The sequence below is a fragment of the Tamlana sedimenti genome, from assembly GCF_038148895.1.
Lineage (GTDB): Bacteria > Bacteroidota > Bacteroidia > Flavobacteriales > Flavobacteriaceae > Tamlana.
Genome location: NZ_JBBVGQ010000006.1, coordinates 150,579 through 167,724, shown reverse-complemented (window position 1 = coordinate 167,724; position 17,146 = coordinate 150,579). Strand labels below are relative to the sequence as shown.

The following is a 17,146-nucleotide window of genomic DNA, read 5'->3' as shown; positions in this document are numbered from 1 at the left end:
AATTTATTTAAACCGCTTTAATGTTTCTTTCGTGAACTTACTCAAAACAAGTTTTCCGCTAATCTCGGCACGTTCTGCCAACAATTCGTCCCAATGTTGGGCATCTTTCCAAAATACTTTTTTCATTTCGGCAAGCGCTTCTGGATTATAACCAGATAACTTTTCAGTTAAATCTTTAACCGCTGTATCCAGTGCTTCGGTAGTTTCAAATATTTCCGAAAACAACCCCCTTTCTTTTCCGTATTCCGCAGAGAAAAAAGTTTCAGAATTTATGGTCATTTGTGACATTGAATTGGGACCCATTTTTCTGGATACCGCTGGCTCAATAACAAACGGACCTATGCCTATGCTCAATTCACTCAATTTTATTGAGGCATATTTATTGGCTAAACAATAATCTGTCGCTGCCGCTAAACCAACACCTCCACCAACGGCTTTACCCTGAACCCTCCCAACAATCAATTTTGGACATTTACGCATTGCATTTATTACATTAGCAAAACCCATAAAAAATTGTTTTCCTGTTTCGGCATCTTCAATGGCAATGAGCTCATTAAAACTGGCACCAGCACAAAATGTTCTGTCACCCCCACTTTTTAAGACAATTACTTTGATTTTGTCATCGGTTCCAGCACTAACGATTGTTTGTTCCAACTGGCTTAAAACATCACTGGGCATAGAATTCCTATTGGGATGAAAGAATTCAACATAACCAACTTTATTTTCAACTTTAAGCGTAACGTAAGGGGTTTCCATTTTTTGGCAGCCATTATTTAAGGGATGAATATACGTAAATTTTCAATGTACTTTAATGCAACTTATGTTACCGATGCTTTAAAATTTATTCGATTAATTTGCCGAAAAATTATTAATGGGATTATTAGATTTTTTATTTGGAAACAAAAATAATATGATAAAAGAATATCAAAACAGAGGCGCCATCATTATAGATGTTCGTACTCCAGGAGAATACAGCCAAGGAGCCATTAAGGGTTCAAAAAACATTCCGTTACAAAACATCAATTCAAAAATTGAGACTATTAAAAGTTTTAAAAAACCTGTAATTACATGTTGCGCTAGCGGTATGCGCTCTGGAAATGCGGCATCAATTTTAAAAAGTAATGGTATAGAGGCAGTAAACGGTGGCGGCTGGGTTAGCCTAAAAAACCAACTATAGCTTCAAGCCATCCAAAGATTCACGGGTATTTATAGGCTGGTTGTTGTACTGCAAGGTCCATCCCAACGAATTTGTGAGGATATAGAATTTTGACAGCTCACTAACCAAACGGTTTTTGGCGTTTTTCTTTAAATCTGAAGCCTCAATCTTTTTTTGCAACGATATCTTAACTTTGGCTTTGATATCGTTGTAATCTTTGGCTTCAAAAGGATTTAAAAAATCTGCTTGTATATCATAATACTCAAAATCTGGACTAATCTTTATCTCTTCCTCAGGTATATTTAAAATAGTGAGCGTTTTGTTGGCTTCGTCTATTTCGAAGTCAATTTTACTTAAATCATAAGCAATGGTTACATCGGCATTGACTACAACCAATGCTTTTTTCTCAGAAGTGAAATAATCTCCAAAAATTTCCTTTGAGTTTTTATAATTGAATACATCACTGAAATGTCCCTCCGTAACAACAAGTTTTCCAACATTGCTTATTTGCTCCTGAATTAGTGCACTGCTCTCCTGAAGGGTTATCTTATCTTCACGCTTATCGCCACAATACTTGAAAGTGAACAGAACAATTAGGGTAATTACAACACCAAAAAGAATTTTTCGCATACGCTAATTTAGAAATATTTTGAAAGGCTATTGCTATTTATCCTGTTAGAAATTTATTAAAGGTAGATGAAAAATGATTCAAATTGAGCCTATATAAAACAAAAAAACATTAGTTTACTTCGACATATGAAGCCTAACTAATGTAAATTAAATATTCAAAACTAATTCGTTGTAAAATTAATAATGAAGCCCCTTTAGGACATTATCCTGAAGTTACGAAATCATTAAATTAAATTGTTCTTTTTAGCTTTTTGGACGGCTTCCAACTTATTGTGTACTTGAAGCTTTTTATAAATATTTTCTATGTGCTTCCTTACCGTTCCGACCGAAAGAATAAGATTGTCTGCAATTAAATTATAGCTCAATCCTTTACTCAACTGCTCCAAAACCTCAACTTCACGTGTTGTAAGTTTTACATCATCTTTCTCTTTTGTGTCTTCAATTTCCAACGGATTCCTAAGCAACTTTAGTGTTTTTAGAGCAATTGACGGATTCATAGCGGCACCTCCATTTAAGGTTTCTAAAATTCCTGTATGTAAATCCTTTGCGTTAACCTCTTTAAGCAAATAACCATCAGCCCCAGCTTTTATGGCGTTGAAAATGTTTTCGTCATTATCAAAAACAGTTAGCATGATAATTTTAATGTGCGGATATTTTTGTTTTATTTTTTCTGTTGCCTCTATACCGTCCATAACTGGCATTTCAATATCCATTAAAATAACATCGACATTATGATCGGCCTCAAGTTTTTCCAAAAGTCCAGAGCCATTCATGGCCGCAAATTTTAAATTTAGGTCATCAAAAAAAGATAATTTTTCGGCCACTACGTTTACCAAAAATGTATTATCGTCTGCTATGGCTATTTTAATATTCATGTGAATTCTTTCATTTAACAAAGTAGCAAAATAGTTGTTCCCATATCTAAATTACTCTCAATTGTTATTTCGGCACCAATATCTTCGGCCCGCTTTTTTATGTTTTTAAGGCCGTTGCCTTGTGTTACAACCTGTGTATTAAAACCTTTACCGTCGTCGGTAACCTTAAATAGTATTCCTTTTTCCACTTTGTTAATATCAATTTCCACCAAAGAAGGTTCGGCATACTTAATGGCATTGTGGATAGCTTCTTGAAGAATTCTATAAATATTCATGCCTTGTACCGAAGTGAATTCAAAATCCTTTGAAATAGCATCATCTGTATTGAATTCAAATTTTATTTTTTGTGAAGACAAATCAGCCTTATCAATAAAATTAGAAATTCTGGCTTGTAAATCTTCCAAAGTGATTTCATCTTTATTCATTGCCCAAATGGTATCGCGCAATTCATATATGGTTTCTTTAGTGAAAGCACCGATATCTGTCAATTTGCTCGTTAGTTTTTCGTTGGCAATTTTAAATCCGTATTGCAAATTTTCTATCGAGGATATAATAAAAGTGAGCTGTGCCCCGATATTGTCATGCAAATCGCGTGAAATTCTAATACGTTGATCATGCAACCTGTTTTGGGTTTCAATTTTGGCCAATGCTATTTTTAACTCACTGTCCTTTTGCAATTGTTTGTTTTTAAGTTTTTGTTGCTTGTAGATCAAATAGCCAAGCAGCGACAACACCGAGACCAATATGCCCAAACCTATTAATTGGGTATTTTTTCTTGCTAGGTTTAATTCTTTTTCAGCCAATTCAGCCCGCTGGGTTTGAATCTCTGTTTCCTTGAGTTCGTTTTGGTATTGGGCTTCGAGTTGGTCAACGTTCTTTTTTACTTCTGAAGATGAGATTGAATCATTCACTTTGTGGTATTCCTCATAATAACCCAGCGCCTTTTCAAAGTTTTGTTGTTCTTTACTCAGTAAACTCAAAATGAGTAACACTTCTTTTTTTACATAAAGATTTTGGCTTTCCCCAGCCATCTTCAATGCCTCTAACAATTGCTGTTTTGCCAGATTAAATTGCTTGTTGTACCTGTATGCATCCCCTAAGTTTGTTCTGGCTACCATCTCTTTATCATAATCTTTTGATGCAACGGCTAGTTCCAAGGCCTTTTGGCCATAGGCAATACTACTTTCATAATTTTTTAATGTGCTTTCAACCAACGCCAAATTAACGTAGGCATTATTCTTGCCCCTAAGGTAGCCAGAAGAAACGCTTAATTTTAGGGCTTCTTGAAAATATTCCCTTGCCTTTAACAGCATAGAGGAATCTTTTAGTTTATCGCCCATGGCACGCTGATTGGCCCCCAAATTTAAATAGCTGCCAATGATATCTATTGGATTGCCTTCTTCCTTTTTTATTAAAAGCGATTTTAGCAAATACTCGTCTGCCTTTTCCAGTTCATCTAAATCTTTATAAACCAAACCAATATTGTTGTAAGATTTAGCCAAGCCAATTCTGTCATTCAATTCTTCGGCTATCTTTGCAGATTTTATATGCATCTCCAGTGCAGCTTTATAATTTCCCATAAACGACATACATATTGCAATGTTGTTATAGCTTCTGGACTTGGCATCCAAATTGGCTTCTTTTTCGGCTATAGCCAAGGCTTTCCTAAATTCATTGGCTGCTAAGTTGTATTCCGATTTGTGAAAGAGCAAAATTCCCTTGTTATTGTATAGTGACTTTTGTAGTTCCTGATTCTTTATAAATTCAAGGCTTTTTTCTGAAACGTCAAAATAGTAATCGGCCGAGTCAATCATAGTTTTATCAGTAAAAGCTTTTGCCATACCCAAATACCCTTTTAATAAAAGGGTATCGTTATTTATGATTTTAGCATTTTTAATGACTCGACGGAAGATTTGTAAAGAAGAATCTAAGTTGGTGCTCAAATATTCGATTCCTATTTTATAAAGAATATCATTTTTGGAATTTATGCCCTTAGTGGAATTATACTCGATTTGTAAACTATCAATGCTCTTTAAACTGTTTTGAGAGAAGATTAAATAGCTACACGTTAAAAAGATGATGGTCAATACCCTCTTCTTCATATAATTTTATTAAGGTATAATTATCAATTTTTGAACTGCCAACAAATCCTTGGTGATTTTAAAAAGCCTTTTCAATAGTAAAGCAGTTAAATTATCAAACACTTGAACTTTTTGACTGTTCAATTTAAGTTTTTGTGTTTGCACTTCCAAATCCTTCATTAAAATAGAATGTTCTTTGTCTGCTTTCCGTTTAAATGACATCATGTTAAAAAAAACCTTAACCGAAAAACACACCAGAATCAATGCCAACAAATGCAACCCGTTAATAAGCAAAATATCAAACTCCATTTTTGATTTTTCAATTCAATATCAATAATCCTAAAAGTAAAAAACACCAATAGCAAATAGGTTTTTGCATATTGGTGCCTTTTGATATGAACTGATTAATAGCAGGATTAAATTTAAACCAATATGTTGAACCTCAACTAAATTTTCGACAAAATGTTATAAAAAAAGATTAAGCGCAGTAGTGTTAATACCACACTTAATCATAAAAAATCTCAACAACAAGATTTATTTATTTAAATCGAAAGCGCTTATGTTATTTCCTTTGTCTTTGAAATAAAGAAAACCTGCAATATCGTCAACTTCGTACATAGGATCTTTATCTTTAATTACAATTTCGTTCAATGTTTTTCCTGAATCTTTATCTACTTTAACCAGTGCAACTCCATCATCTACTTTGGTTAAAATAAACGCAGAATTTGCCGTAGCCTTAGTAGCTTTAAAACGTTTTGCCATTTCCTGAAATCCTGCATCGGCAACATTGGCCCAACTTTCAGCTTGTTGTTCGTGATATTGAACCGAACTATTATAAGATGGAACACCCGCACCTTTCATATATCCGGCAGACGCTGAGTGGGAAATAGATGCCGAAGCCGATGCTAATGTCAATGCACCAACTATGGCAAGCCCAAAAGCACTTTTGCCCGGTGCACGATGGTACACATGCCAATTAGAGTCTCCTTGAAAGCCTAACATTTCTAAATTTTGTGAAGCGGTTAACAATATTCCATTATCCCTCACTTCAATTCCTGTTGGATCTTCTTTACCTTCAAATTTGGTTTTTCCAGCAATTAAATTGTACTCTCCAGTATTTCCATTCACTTCGTAAACACCATCCTTACAGGTAATAAGGAACCTGTCTCGAACTTTATCGTAAGTGGAAGCTATTGCTTCAGAATTCTTGTATTTAATGGCTTTGCCAAAAACCGATTCGCCGCTTGACATATCAATAATATCAGCATCAGTTTCAGATATATAAAGAAGCCCCGTTGGTACAGTTGCCATGATTTGTATTGCTGGTCCTGTATTTAATGGTTTTCTCCAACGTGGTGTACCGTCAAAGCCAATTTTATTGATGCCTCCATCCGAAACTCCAAAAAGAATACCATCATCCTCAACATAAAAATGATTGATGATGCCTTTGGTTTTTGGCGATTTATCCCATAGGTCGGCACCTGTATTCAAATCCAAAAGATATACTTTTGAGGTTCCTGAGCCTTTAAGTTTGCTCATAAGTTTACTTCCACCACTTAAAATATTGGTTACAATAGCCAATCCCTTATCCGTAAACTCTACCGTTGAAATAACTCCTTTTATTTTATTGCCGTCTGGCCACATGTCTGCACCGGTCTCAGCATTTATTTTATGAACTACTGTGTTGTCTCCCTTTGTTTGAAATGCATAAATCTCCTTAGAGTCTTCATTTGCAGCAATATTTGAGGCATTCTTTATGTCTGCCGTCCACTTAACAACACCTGTGCTTATTGAATAGCACTCAACATTTTTCATGCCTGGAATAACAATATTATCGCCCAAAATATCGGGCTCACCAACCATAGGATTTGCAGCTTTCCGCTCAAAAATATTTACGAGTTTTCCTGTTTTTAAATCATATAGACCAACTCCTCCTGTATACTTATTTCCTTCTTCCTTATGCATTCCATTAACTACAAACATCATCTCAGGCCCTAAGAAATACCTGCTGGTTACTCCGTTTTGCCAATTTTCTTCCTTTGAATCGAAAACAATCTTACCTTTTACTACATCAACAACAACGGTATGCATAAAAATACCGCGTGGCTTAATGATTACATAAGGTGTACCTGGAACAAACTCAAGGTTTTCCTCTTTAACTTTTTTAAGTCGCTCAAGCTTAAAAGACACTTCATGGCTATTGGGTCTTATTCCGGCCAATGCCTCTCCTGTTGATGCCAATAAAGTTCCAGATTCATGCAGTATTAGCCATTTTACTTGTCCATCAAAAGCATATTGGTAGTCTGGTGTAGTTTTTTGGGACCATCCTGCGTGGGCCAATAACATTATAGTTATCAGCATCACTATTTTTTTTAAATCTATCATTGTTGAATATTTTTATTTTGAATTAAGATTCAAGTTTAAACACTTAATTCTTTAATTATGTTGCGGTTTGTATTTCTAGATTAAATGCGCCTGAAGTGACATTTTTAATGGATTGGTCTCCATTTACATTTTTGCAGGTGAATGAAAAAGTCCCCTTAAGATTGGTAGCGGTTTCTTCATCAATGGTAATTGAACCTGCCAGTGTAGCATCAAAAGGCGCTTGCCATATTTCGGTTGTTGAAGCCATTGGATTACTTAAGTTCACAGCCGTTTCGGTGTAAGATGCTGTATTGGTAACCGCTACATTCGCCCCGGTAAACTCATAAGTTCCTGTACCAGTGTATCCAAAAATGGTCATGGCAAATGCGTTGCCATCACTATTAGATGCAATGATTACTAAATTCTTGACTGAGCCTGCATTTACAAGTGTTGCCGATGACGAAATCTCCATGGATTGATAAGATTTCCCGTCAACGGTTGCAGTTAAAGTCCCAGCGGCAGCAGTAGCGTCTCCTCCCCCTCCGTCATCACTTTTTGAACATGATGACCATGTTAGCAATGAACCCATCATTAAGACTAACACAATTCGTTTTAAATTTCTCATTGTTGAAATATTTGTTGATTAATAGTCCAACAAAGCTCAAACAATAAACAAATGGAATCAATACGATGAATTACGTATTTTTAAAACACAATTTGTGGGAATTGTCTTTGGATTTCTAATTTTTTAGCCTGCAAATTTTGAAGAAAGGCTTGGTGTACTGAGGAATTTACATTGAATGGTTTGTGCTGAAGCCCTTTTTGTATTGTATCAACTTCTTCCATAATTTTTAATGTTTTGGAAGACATCCAAACCTGCAGAAATCTTTCCCAAATATAATTTACTGCCGTTTGGTTGGGATGAATCATATCCTCTGAATAGAAACGGTAATCGCGAAGTTCGTCCATAACAATTTCATAGGAAGGGAAATAATGTGAATTACGATTGCCATTTGACGATTCTTGATTCAAAACTCGGTGAATGGCTGTTATTAAATGCGATTTGCTTTGTGTGTTTTCAACAAAGCCATCCTTTAAATGCCGTACAGGTGAAACTGTAAAAATTATGGTCGCTTCTGGATTGACACCTTTTATTGAATCAATAATGCCTTGCAAAGATTCGGCAACTTCTTCAACAGACAACAACTCTTTAGAAAATTGTTTTTGGGGAACTTTATGGCAATTGGCTACAATGGTACCAGATTCAATAAAACGGTAAACCCAGGACGTACCCAGTGTAATAATGATATGCGTTGCCTTTTGTATCCCTTTATTAGTCAGCGCAATTTGGTTATTTAATTCATTAAATAAGTCATCTTTTAAAGACGAACTCAGTCTTGAATGCGCGTCAAAACAATGCCATTGCTCGTTATGAAAAAAAATGTCCTTTTCTGAATATTTTTTCCCTTCAATAGCATAGGAAATCAAATTTTGGATGGCTTTAGGATGAAAAAGAATACCAAACGGATTTTGAAGATTTTGAAACTTAAAATAGTTTAGCTTACCTCCAATATTTTCCGTAAAGCACGACCCAAAGAGCAACACATTAGAATTGTAGTCTATTAAATGTTCAGACTGTTTTTCTAACGGTATTTGGGTTTGGAGTTTCATTTTGGTTTCTCGCTAAGACGCAGTGGCGCAAAGCAAAATCATAAATTGTTCACTATTCTTTTTATTCCATTCTTAATTAATACTTCATTAAAATTAATTAATAAACCTAATCTTAAATCTGTAATTTTCAAGTATGTTAATAATTGTTTTGAATGAACAGGTTCGATTTTTTGGATTGATTTAATCTCGATAATAACTTTATTTTCAACGATTAAATCTGCTCTAAAACCAAGCTCCATCTTAAGGTCTTTATAAAAAACCGGAAGCCCAAGTTGGCACTTAACATCCAACCCTTCTTGTTTAAGCTCATAAAACAAAACTTCTTCGTAAACAGATTCTAGCAGTCCTGGACCAAGTTCAACATGAATCCGATAACATTTATCAACAATAATAGTTGCCAGTTCATTTTCGGTCATATTCTTTGCGATTTTGCGTCTTCGCGAGATTATTTAATATAAGTGAGAGCCGCTTCTAATGCCACATCAATACCATCAGGATTTTTACCACCCGCAGTCGCAAAAAATGGTTGGCCGCCACCACCACCTTGGATTAGCTTGCCTAACTCCCTCACCACTTGCCCTGCATTCAAACCTTTTTCAGCAACCAATCCTTTTGAAATGTAACAGGTTAAAAGCGCCTTTCCATCTTGTTCACTTCCGAACAACAAAAACAAATTATTAAACTGGCTGCCCAGTTCAAAAGCGACATCTTTTAATCCTACAGCATCTAAATCTAATTTTTTGGCCAAAAATTGAACACCGTTAATTTCAGTCAACTCACTTTTAAGTTCACCTTTAATATTTTTAGCTTTATCTTTTAAAAGGCTCTCAATTTGCTTTTTTAAATTGGCGTTTTCTTCCTGTAAATTTTGAAGTGCCTTAACAGGTTCTTTTGCATTGTTGAGCAAATCTTTCATCTCAAAATACGCTCGGTTATTTTCAAAATAAAAGTCTTTAACGGCATCATTGGTTATAGCCTCTATACGTCGAATACCTGCCGCAACGGCGCCTTCTGAAACAATTTTAAAATGCCAAATATCTGAAGTGTTCTTAACATGTGTACCCCCACAAAGCTCGATTGATTTTCCAAAACGGATAGCCCGAACAGTATCGCCATACTTTTCACCAAATAAACTCATAGCACCTTCGGCAATAGCTTCTTCTTTTGGAATATTTCGCTTTTCTTCCAAAGGTAATTTCCCTTCAATCCTTCGGTTTACAAAATCCTCAACATCGCGCAATTCTTCAACTGTCAATTTTGAAAAATGCGAAAAATCAAAACGTAAATGTCGAGCATTTACCGCACTACCTTTTTGTTCCACATGAGTTCCTAAAACTTCCCGTAAAGCTTGGTGCAACAAATGTGTTGCCGTATGGTTGCATTCAGTTCTGTAACGAACTTTGGCATCAACCACCGCCTTAAATGTTTCGTTGATATGGTTTGGTAACTCTTTTGAAAAATGGATAATCACGTTATTTTCCTTTTTGGTGTCCAGAATGTAGATTACACCGCCATGACTATCTTCCAAATAACCTTTGTCTCCCACTTGGCCACCACCTTCGGGGTAAAATGGGGTGATGTTGAATACCAATTGGTACATATCTCCATCCTTTTTGGAAGTCACTTTTCGGTACCGAGTTATTTTAACTTTGGCCTCAAGCGTGTCATAGCCCACAAATTCTTCCTCAAAATCTTCGCTTAAAACCGTCCAATCGTCCGTGCTCATTTCACTGGCAGCTCGAGAACGATCTTTTTGTTTTTGAAGTTCTTCCTTAAATCCCTTTTCGTCAAGCTTCATTCCCTTTTCGGAAAGAATCAAAGCCGTTAAGTCTATGGGGAAACCATAAGTGTCATACAGTTCGAAAGCCTTTTCACCAGAAACAATATCACCTTTTGTTTCTTCAACAATACCATTTAAAAGCACTAAACCTTGATCTAAAGTTCTTAAAAAGGATTGTTCCTCTTCTTTAATGACACTTTCAACCAATACTTTTTGGGTTTTTATTTCTGGGAAAGCTTGTCCCATTTTCTCGCTCAACACATCAACCAATCTGTAAATAAATGGTTCCTTTTTGTCCAAAAAGGTAAATCCGTAACGCACGGCGCGACGTAAAATTCGGCGTATTACATAGCCAGCTCCTGTATTGCTTGGCAATTGCCCGTCTGCAATGGAAAACGCCACGGCACGAACATGATCGGCAATAACGCGAATGGCAACATCGGTCTTTTCATTTTTGCCGTAATTCTTGTTGGTAATAGTTTCAATCTCTCTAATTAATGGCGTAAAAACATCGGTGTCGTAATTGGATTGCACCCCTTGTAATACCATACATAAACGTTCAAAACCCATTCCGGTGTCTATATGCTTATTGGGCAAAACCTCAAGGCTTCCATTTGCTTTTCGATTGTATTGCATAAAAACCAGGTTCCATATTTCCACAACTTGTGGATGGTCTTTGTTTACCAAATCCTTTCCTGGAGTTTTGGCTTTTTCTTCTTTAGAACGGATATCAACATGTATTTCACTACATGGCCCGCATGGTCCTTGATCGCCCATTTCCCAGAAATTGTCTTTTTTGTTTCCTTTTAAAATGCGGTCTTCTGAAATGTATTTTTTCCAAATCTCAAAAGCCTCGGTATCCATGCCTAATTTGTCATCTTCACTTCCCTCAAAAACAGACACGTACAGAATATCTTTATCAATGCCAAAAACCTCTGTTAGCAATTCCCAAGCCCAAGCAATGGCTTCTTCCTTAAAGTAATCGCCAAAGCTCCAGTTCCCTAACATTTCAAAAAGCGTATGGTGGTAGGTATCGTAGCCAACCTCTTCTAAATCGTTATGTTTACCCGAAACACGCAAACACTTTTGACTATCAGTCAATCTGTTACTTTTTGGTTGCGCATTGCCTAAAAAATACTCCTTAAACGGCGCCATGCCTGAGTTTACGAACATTAACGTTGGGTCGTCCTTTAAAACCATGGGGGCTGATGGCACGATGGTATGCTTTTTATCTTCAAAAAAACTTAAAAACTTAGAACGGATGTCTTGAGACTTCATAAAATATAAAATATTCTCTTTTCGGTTATTTGGCTCTAATTACAAAACAATTTTTATCTTTACTCACCCTAATTTTGAATAACCAAACCAATTTCTATAATATTTTATTGGTTTGTTCGTTTTTTACAAAATTCGCGTTTTGCAACTAAAGTTTTCAAAGCGCAAAAATAGTATAATTTAAGAAATGAGTAAGGTAAAATATTACTACGATCCTGAAACACTTTCATACCGGAAGATTGAACGCAAAAAAAGAACAACTTTTAAGTATGCCTCTTTCTTTATTTTAGCTTCAGGACTTTTTGCCTTTATCTTTGTTTTTATTGCAGGCCAATATATAGAATCACCAAAGGAACGGGCTATGAAAAGAGAGTTGGAAAATGCCAAATTGCAATTTGAACTGCTCAACAAAAAAATGGATCAGGCCGAGGCTGTTTTGGCGAATGTAGCTGAGCGAGATAACAACATTTACCGAGTTTACTTTGAAGCAAACCCAATTCCGGAAGAACAACGTAGAGCTGGGTTTGGCGGTATTAACCGCTATAAAAGCTTAGAAGGCTTTGACAATTCTAAATTAATTATTGAAAGCAACAAGCGTTTGGATATTTTACAAAAACAAATAGTTGTTCAATCCAAGTCTCTAGATGAAATCGCCGTATTAGCTGCAGAAAAAGAAAAACTGTTGGCGGCCATTCCTGCCATTCAACCCGTAAGCAACGAAGACTTAACGCGCATGGCATCTGGCTACGGTATGCGATCGGATCCCTTTACAAAAGCAAGAAAAATGCATTGGGGTATGGATTTTACAGCACCGCGCGGAACTCCTGTTTATGCCAGTGGCGATGGTGTTGTTGTTAGAGCAGATAACCGTGCAACGGGTTACGGAAACCACATTCGCATTGACCATGGTTATGGCTACACTAGCTTGTACGCCCATTTATACAAGTATAATGTGAGAAAGAACCAAAAGGTAAGAAGGGGTGACCTTATTGGCTTTGTAGGAAGCACAGGACGGTCTGAAGCACCACATTTGCATTATGAGATTTTTAAGGATGACAACCGCATCAACCCAATTAATTTCTACTACGGAAGTTTAACAGCAGAAGAATTCAACAAACTACTGGAGCATGCTTCTCTTGAAAACCAATCTTTAGACTAATGCACATAGAATTACCAGAAAAACGATATTATAGCATTGGTGAAGTTGCCAAGGCCTTTGGAGTTAACACCTCATTAATTCGCTTTTGGGAAAAGGAATTTGATGTGCTAAAGCCTAAAAAGAACGCTAAAGGAAACCGAAAATTCACTCCAGAAGACATCAAAAACCTTAAGTTCATTTACCATCTTGTAAAAGAACGCGGTTTTACTTTAGAAGGTGCAAAAACACATTTAAAGGAAGAAAAAAAACAAGCCCTTAGCAATTTTGAAATCGTCAGCAAACTCGAGGAGATAAAAAACCAACTTATCAAAATAAAGGAACATCTTTAATCTTTGAAAAAAAATGTTTTTAAAACGTAACTTTTCAAAAAAGAATGTGTCTTATAGATAACTTTTAAAAACATCTTTAAACTAAATTATCATGAAGAAATTTTTACCATGGATTATCGTAGCCATAGTGGTCTTCGGAATCTATTCTTGGGGAAAAGGATTTAACAATACAGCTGTAGAATATGAAGCCAATGCAAAAACCGCTTGGAGCAATGTAGAAAGTGCCTATCAACGCCGCGCCGATTTAATACCAAACTTGGTGGCTACCGTTAAAGGTTATGCCGCGCATGAAAAAGAGACTTTGGAAGGTGTTATCAATGCACGCGCCCAAGCCACCAAAACCACAATTGATGTGAATGATTTAACGCCTGAAAAAATGGCGCAATTCCAGCAAGCACAACAAGGTCTAAGCGGTGCTTTGTCAAGGTTATTGGTTACCGTAGAACGCTACCCAGATTTAAAAGCTGATAAAAGCTTTCAAGAACTACAATCGCAACTTGAAGGCACTGAAAATAGAATTAACGTAGAGCGCAATCGCTACAACGACGCAGTTAACACATACGATATTTACACTACAAAATTCCCAGGAAAATTGTTGGCTGGCCTATTTGGTTTTGAAGAAATGGCCAGATTTAAAAGTGCTCCAGGCAGTGAAAATGTACCAAAAGTAGAATTTTAAATGTCTAAAATTGAAGATTTTTTAACTAAGGGCGAAGAACAAGAAATTGTTGAGGCCATAAGGCAAGCCGAGTTAAATACATCTGGTGAAATACGCGTGCATCTTGAAAAAACAGCCAAAGGCGATGCCACAAATCGTGCTTTGGAAGTCTTTCATTTTCTAAAAATGGACAATACCAAACTCCAAAACGGAGTGTTGATTTACGTTGCCGTTGAAGATAAAACCTTTGTAATTTATGGTGATGAAGGCATCAACAATGTGGTTCCAAAGGATTTTTGGAACAGCACCAAAGATGTTATCCAAGCACATTTTAAAAAAGGCCACTTTAAAAAAGGCTTAATTGAAGGCATTTTAAAATCTGGCGAGCAACTTAGAGCACACTTTCCATATTTGGATTCAGACACCAACGAACTATCAAACGAAATTTCTAAAGGATAAGTTTTATCATGGAGTTTTCAGTCTTCAGTTTTCAATCGCAGTATAAATCTTATAAAAGACTTGTTCTTTCTTTGTTCGTTGGTTTTTTGTTTTTAAACGTTTCCTATGGGCAGTTTGAAATTCCAGAAAAGCCAAGTTTTCAAACCAGTGTTTATGATTATGTTAGCTTGCTTTCTTCTTCGCAAAAAAATAGCTTAGAGCAAAAATTAGTAAAATATTCAGATACGACGTCAACCCAAATTGTTGTCGCCATTATTAATTCCACAAACGGTGAAAACATAAATTTTCTTGGAGCGGAATGGGGCCAAGCTTGGGGCATTGGGCAAGAAAAAGAAGACAACGGTATTTTAATTTTATTGGCCAAAAACGATAGAAGAATTGCCATAAACACGGGCTATGGCATTGAACATTTATTGACCGACGCCTTATCAAAACGTATTATTGAACGTGACATTATTCCGTATTTTAAACAAGGGAATTATTATGGCGGATTAAATAGAGGTGCTGATGCCATTTTTGAGGTTTTAAATGGTGAGTATAAAGGCACGCGTCAGTCCAGCAAAAACGATTTTCCTGTTGGGCTGATTTTCATACTGATTTTTATTTTTATCATCATCCTTATATCCATTTCAAAAAATAGGCGTGGCGGTGGTGGCAATCGTGGCCATCGCTCTGCGGGACAAGATTTGTTGGAAGCCATTATTTTAAGCAATATGGGACGCGGCAGTTACAGACGTGGTTCATCTGGTTGGGGCGGAAGCTCTGGCGGAGGTGGATGGACATCGGGTGGCGGTGGTTTCGGAGGCGGCTTTGGTGGAGGCGGCTTTGGCGGTGGAGGTGCTTCAGGTGGTTGGTAAAATTTATTTCTATCCAAAAAAATATACCCTTAACGGGTTGTTGGCAATAATTATGATTAAATGAGAAACTTCCTTGTATTATTAATGCTTTTTACTTTCAATAAACTGATTTCACAGGAAGTAATTGGTATGAAAGAAGTTTACATCGATAACAATTTGGTATATAAAGTCACTGATGACGGACTCTTTACAGGAATCGCTCAAGTAAAGCGGACAAATGGACACCTAGTTTATGAGGAAGAATTTAAAAATGGTGTTATTTTATTTAGCTACTTATATTTTAATGGAAAAGAAAAAAGACTTTCCTCCAAAACTAAATTCAATCCAAACAAACCCTATGTACTTTCAAAACGATATGAATATGATCTTCAGGGCGATATTTTTGAAATTTTCACTTACAATGATAATGGAATAAAAATACTGAAAGAACAATATACAAACGGGAAAATTTCCTATAGCTGTCAATATCTGGATAAGAAAAAAAACGGAATAGAATTAGGTTATCGGGACGGTGGTGAAAAAATGACTTTTCGTTGTGAGTACATTAATGGAAAAAAGAACGGAATAGAATATTGTCTTAAAGAGGATGGAACGGAAATCAGAAAACAATACAAACTTGGAAAAAGAATAAAATAACTATTGTCAACACCGTTTAAAAACAATTTCTTGGTTCCTACCTACTAGGAAAATCCTATGGATATTCCTATGGGTCGTTCCAATTTTATAAAGTTAGTCGCTTGTAAAATCGGCTAAACTTACTCAAACACGATAGCGTTGTAAAAAAACACCTCCCTAGCCCTCCTCAAGGAGGGAATAGCTACCTCGTAAAACGCCCAGTTACATTACCATCCAAAATTCTTGTAACTTCTTCAGTCGTTGCATAATTAACGTCGCCAACATAAGTATGTTTTAAAGCGCAGGCTGCACTGGCAAATTGCATGGATTTAAAATCGTCATAATTTTGCAAGCCATAAATCAATCCGGCTGCAAAGGCATCACCAGTACCAATGCGGTCTACAATATGGGTAATATCAAAATCCTCGGTTTCCCTAAACTCTTTACCATTCCACATCCTCGCCCTGATTTTATGCCAAGACGAATTGATGGATGTCCTTATTTTATCAAAAACCTTATCGATGGTCGGAAACGCTTCCATAAGTTTTTTACTGGCCTCAACAAATTCTTCATTTGTGTAGCCATAATTGGTATCTAAAACCTCATTAATTTCATTTATGCCACCTATAAAAACCGTTGAGCAATGCAGTAGTTCTGTTAAGGCCTCTCGAGGATTTGCACCGTACTTCCATAAACCACTTCTATAGGTCGGGTCTGCCGATACTTCCATACCTTTTTCCCTTGCCAATTTCAAGCCCGCCTTTAAGGTATCAAAAGCACCTTGGGTCAATGCCGGCGTAATCCCCGTCCAATGAAACCAACTACCTTTTCTAAGCGCCCTTTCCCAATCAACCATATTTGGCTTTATTTCAGAAAATGCTGAATGTGCCCGATTATATGAAATAGAACTTGGGCGCATCACGGCACCAACCTCCAAAAAATAAACACCTAATGGGTTTTTGGAGCGCACAATGGCCGTGGTATCCAAATCAAATTTATTGAGATAAGCTATGGCCGTATCTCCAATAAAATCATCCGAAATAGCCGTGATGTGCTTTACATTACCCCCAAAATTGGATATGGAAAGCCCCACGTTAACTTCAGTTCCTCCAAAATAAAATTCTAAGGTATTGGCTTGTATGAATTTTTTGTTTCCGAAAGGCGACAAGCGCATTAGCACTTCCCCAAAGGTTATAATCTGGCTCATATCTTGGTTGTTTGCGAATAAAAATAACCA

The 17,146-nt window shown here is 36.4% G+C and carries 18 protein-coding genes; 7 read left to right on the top strand and 11 right to left on the bottom strand.

Annotated features, from left to right (window positions below; translation table 11 throughout):
- Positions 1–3: 3 nt before the first annotated feature.
- The gene (locus WJN01_RS14315; protein WP_445197845.1) at positions 4–756 is read right to left on the bottom strand and encodes an enoyl-CoA hydratase/isomerase family protein; all 753 of its coding nucleotides are present in this window, start codon (positions 754–756) and stop codon (positions 4–6) included.
- 115 nt (positions 757–871) lie between these two features.
- Here WJN01_RS14315 and WJN01_RS14310 point away from each other — a divergent pair, with 115 nt between their 5' ends.
- A complete protein-coding gene (locus tag WJN01_RS14310; RefSeq protein ID WP_370480003.1) occupies positions 872–1,177 on the top strand; it encodes a rhodanese-like domain-containing protein in 306 nt (101 codons plus the stop codon).
- Here WJN01_RS14310 and WJN01_RS14305 read toward each other — a convergent pair.
- From WJN01_RS14305 to alaS, 9 genes are all read right to left on the bottom strand, one after another.
- On the bottom strand, positions 1,172–1,786 hold the full coding sequence (locus WJN01_RS14305) for a DUF4230 domain-containing protein (RefSeq protein ID WP_445197844.1): 615 nt from the start codon (positions 1,784–1,786) through the stop codon (positions 1,172–1,174). The genes WJN01_RS14310 and WJN01_RS14305 overlap by 6 nt on opposite strands.
- 224 nt (positions 1,787–2,010) lie before the next feature.
- Positions 2,011–2,661 (bottom strand): response regulator, encoded by a 651-nt coding sequence (locus WJN01_RS14300; protein ID WP_445197843.1) that lies wholly within the window; start codon positions 2,659–2,661, stop codon positions 2,011–2,013.
- A 14-nt stretch (positions 2,662–2,675) separates the two neighbouring features.
- Positions 2,676–4,763 (bottom strand): tetratricopeptide repeat-containing sensor histidine kinase, encoded by a 2,088-nt coding sequence (locus WJN01_RS14295; RefSeq protein ID WP_445197842.1) that lies wholly within the window; start codon positions 4,761–4,763, stop codon positions 2,676–2,678.
- Positions 4,764–4,772: 9 nt separating this feature from the next.
- Positions 4,773–5,051 (bottom strand): hypothetical protein, encoded by a 279-nt coding sequence (locus tag WJN01_RS14290; protein ID WP_445197841.1) that lies wholly within the window; start codon positions 5,049–5,051, stop codon positions 4,773–4,775.
- Between the two features lie 225 nt (positions 5,052–5,276).
- Entirely contained in the window at positions 5,277–7,127 is a 1,851-nt protein-coding gene (locus tag WJN01_RS14285; protein ID WP_445197840.1) for a PQQ-binding-like beta-propeller repeat protein, read from the bottom strand.
- 55 nt (positions 7,128–7,182) lie between these two features.
- Positions 7,183–7,731, bottom strand: coding sequence for a DUF6252 domain-containing protein (locus tag WJN01_RS14280; RefSeq protein WP_445197839.1), 549 nt, complete (start codon positions 7,729–7,731; stop codon positions 7,183–7,185).
- A gap of 80 nt (positions 7,732–7,811) precedes the next feature.
- Positions 7,812–8,777: a GSCFA domain-containing protein gene (locus WJN01_RS14275; RefSeq protein WP_445197838.1), complete on the bottom strand. Its 966-nt coding sequence runs from the start codon at positions 8,775–8,777 to the stop codon at positions 7,812–7,814.
- A gap of 38 nt (positions 8,778–8,815) precedes the next feature.
- Complete coding sequence (locus WJN01_RS14270) at positions 8,816–9,193, bottom strand: GxxExxY protein (protein ID WP_445197837.1); 378 nt, start codon at positions 9,191–9,193, stop codon at positions 8,816–8,818.
- Positions 9,194–9,222: 29 nt separating this feature from the next.
- A complete protein-coding gene (gene alaS / locus WJN01_RS14265; RefSeq protein ID WP_445197836.1) occupies positions 9,223–11,835 on the bottom strand; it encodes an alanine--tRNA ligase in 2,613 nt (870 codons plus the stop codon).
- A gap of 184 nt (positions 11,836–12,019) precedes the next feature.
- On the opposite strand from alaS, the gene WJN01_RS14260 reads away from it, so the two are divergent.
- The 6 genes from WJN01_RS14260 to WJN01_RS14235 all read left to right on the top strand — a co-directional run bounded on the left by WJN01_RS14260 (position 12,020) and on the right by WJN01_RS14235 (position 15,930).
- Positions 12,020–12,991, top strand: a complete 972-nt coding sequence (locus WJN01_RS14260; protein WP_445197835.1) for a M23 family metallopeptidase — start codon at positions 12,020–12,022, stop codon at positions 12,989–12,991.
- Positions 12,991–13,320, top strand: a complete 330-nt coding sequence (locus tag WJN01_RS14255; RefSeq protein ID WP_445197834.1) for a MerR family transcriptional regulator — start codon at positions 12,991–12,993, stop codon at positions 13,318–13,320. The genes WJN01_RS14260 and WJN01_RS14255 overlap by 1 nt, the downstream gene beginning before the upstream one ends.
- A 91-nt stretch (positions 13,321–13,411) precedes the next feature.
- Positions 13,412–13,999, top strand: coding sequence for a LemA family protein (locus WJN01_RS14250; RefSeq protein WP_445197833.1), 588 nt, complete (start codon positions 13,412–13,414; stop codon positions 13,997–13,999).
- On the top strand, positions 14,000–14,437 hold the full coding sequence (locus tag WJN01_RS14245; protein ID WP_445197832.1) for a TPM domain-containing protein: 438 nt from the start codon (positions 14,000–14,002) through the stop codon (positions 14,435–14,437).
- Between the two features lie 8 nt (positions 14,438–14,445).
- On the top strand, positions 14,446–15,294 hold the full coding sequence (locus WJN01_RS14240; protein ID WP_445197831.1) for a TPM domain-containing protein: 849 nt from the start codon (positions 14,446–14,448) through the stop codon (positions 15,292–15,294).
- Between the two features lie 60 nt (positions 15,295–15,354).
- Positions 15,355–15,930, top strand: coding sequence for a toxin-antitoxin system YwqK family antitoxin (locus WJN01_RS14235; RefSeq protein ID WP_445197830.1), 576 nt, complete (start codon positions 15,355–15,357; stop codon positions 15,928–15,930).
- A gap of 181 nt (positions 15,931–16,111) precedes the next feature.
- On the opposite strand, the gene WJN01_RS14230 is transcribed toward WJN01_RS14235, so the two are convergent.
- Positions 16,112–17,116 carry a sugar kinase gene (locus WJN01_RS14230; protein ID WP_445197829.1) on the bottom strand — a complete coding sequence of 335 codons (1,005 nt, stop codon included), beginning with the start codon at positions 17,114–17,116 and terminating at the stop codon, positions 16,112–16,114.
- Positions 17,117–17,146: the final 30 nt, after the last annotated feature.

Coding starts and splice junctions, on each gene's coding strand:
- WJN01_RS14240 (WP_445197831.1), top strand. CDS start 14,446: ATGGAGTTTTCAGTCTTCAGTTTTCAATCGCAGTATAAATCTTATAAA.
- WJN01_RS14275 (WP_445197838.1), bottom strand. CDS start 8,777: ATGAAACTCCAAACCCAAATACCGTTAGAAAAACAGTCTGAACATTTA.
- WJN01_RS14250 (WP_445197833.1), top strand. CDS start 13,412: ATGAAGAAATTTTTACCATGGATTATCGTAGCCATAGTGGTCTTCGGA.
- WJN01_RS14290 (WP_445197841.1), bottom strand. CDS start 5,051: ATGGAGTTTGATATTTTGCTTATTAACGGGTTGCATTTGTTGGCATTG.
- WJN01_RS14300 (WP_445197843.1), bottom strand. CDS start 2,661: ATGAATATTAAAATAGCCATAGCAGACGATAATACATTTTTGGTAAAC.
- WJN01_RS14270 (WP_445197837.1), bottom strand. CDS start 9,193: ATGACCGAAAATGAACTGGCAACTATTATTGTTGATAAATGTTATCGG.
- WJN01_RS14230 (WP_445197829.1), bottom strand. CDS start 17,116: ATGAGCCAGATTATAACCTTTGGGGAAGTGCTAATGCGCTTGTCGCCT.
- WJN01_RS14310 (WP_370480003.1), top strand. CDS start 872: ATGGGATTATTAGATTTTTTATTTGGAAACAAAAATAATATGATAAAA.
- WJN01_RS14295 (WP_445197842.1), bottom strand. CDS start 4,763: ATGAAGAAGAGGGTATTGACCATCATCTTTTTAACGTGTAGCTATTTA.
- WJN01_RS14280 (WP_445197839.1), bottom strand. CDS start 7,731: ATGAGAAATTTAAAACGAATTGTGTTAGTCTTAATGATGGGTTCATTG.
- WJN01_RS14260 (WP_445197835.1), top strand. CDS start 12,020: ATGAGTAAGGTAAAATATTACTACGATCCTGAAACACTTTCATACCGG.
- WJN01_RS14305 (WP_445197844.1), bottom strand. CDS start 1,786: ATGCGAAAAATTCTTTTTGGTGTTGTAATTACCCTAATTGTTCTGTTC.
- WJN01_RS14315 (WP_445197845.1), bottom strand. CDS start 756: ATGGAAACCCCTTACGTTACGCTTAAAGTTGAAAATAAAGTTGGTTAT.
- alaS (WP_445197836.1), bottom strand. CDS start 11,835: ATGAAGTCTCAAGACATCCGTTCTAAGTTTTTAAGTTTTTTTGAAGAT.
- WJN01_RS14235 (WP_445197830.1), top strand. CDS start 15,355: ATGAGAAACTTCCTTGTATTATTAATGCTTTTTACTTTCAATAAACTG.
- WJN01_RS14255 (WP_445197834.1), top strand. CDS start 12,991: ATGCACATAGAATTACCAGAAAAACGATATTATAGCATTGGTGAAGTT.
- WJN01_RS14285 (WP_445197840.1), bottom strand. CDS start 7,127: ATGATAGATTTAAAAAAAATAGTGATGCTGATAACTATAATGTTATTG.
- WJN01_RS14245 (WP_445197832.1), top strand. CDS start 14,000: ATGTCTAAAATTGAAGATTTTTTAACTAAGGGCGAAGAACAAGAAATT.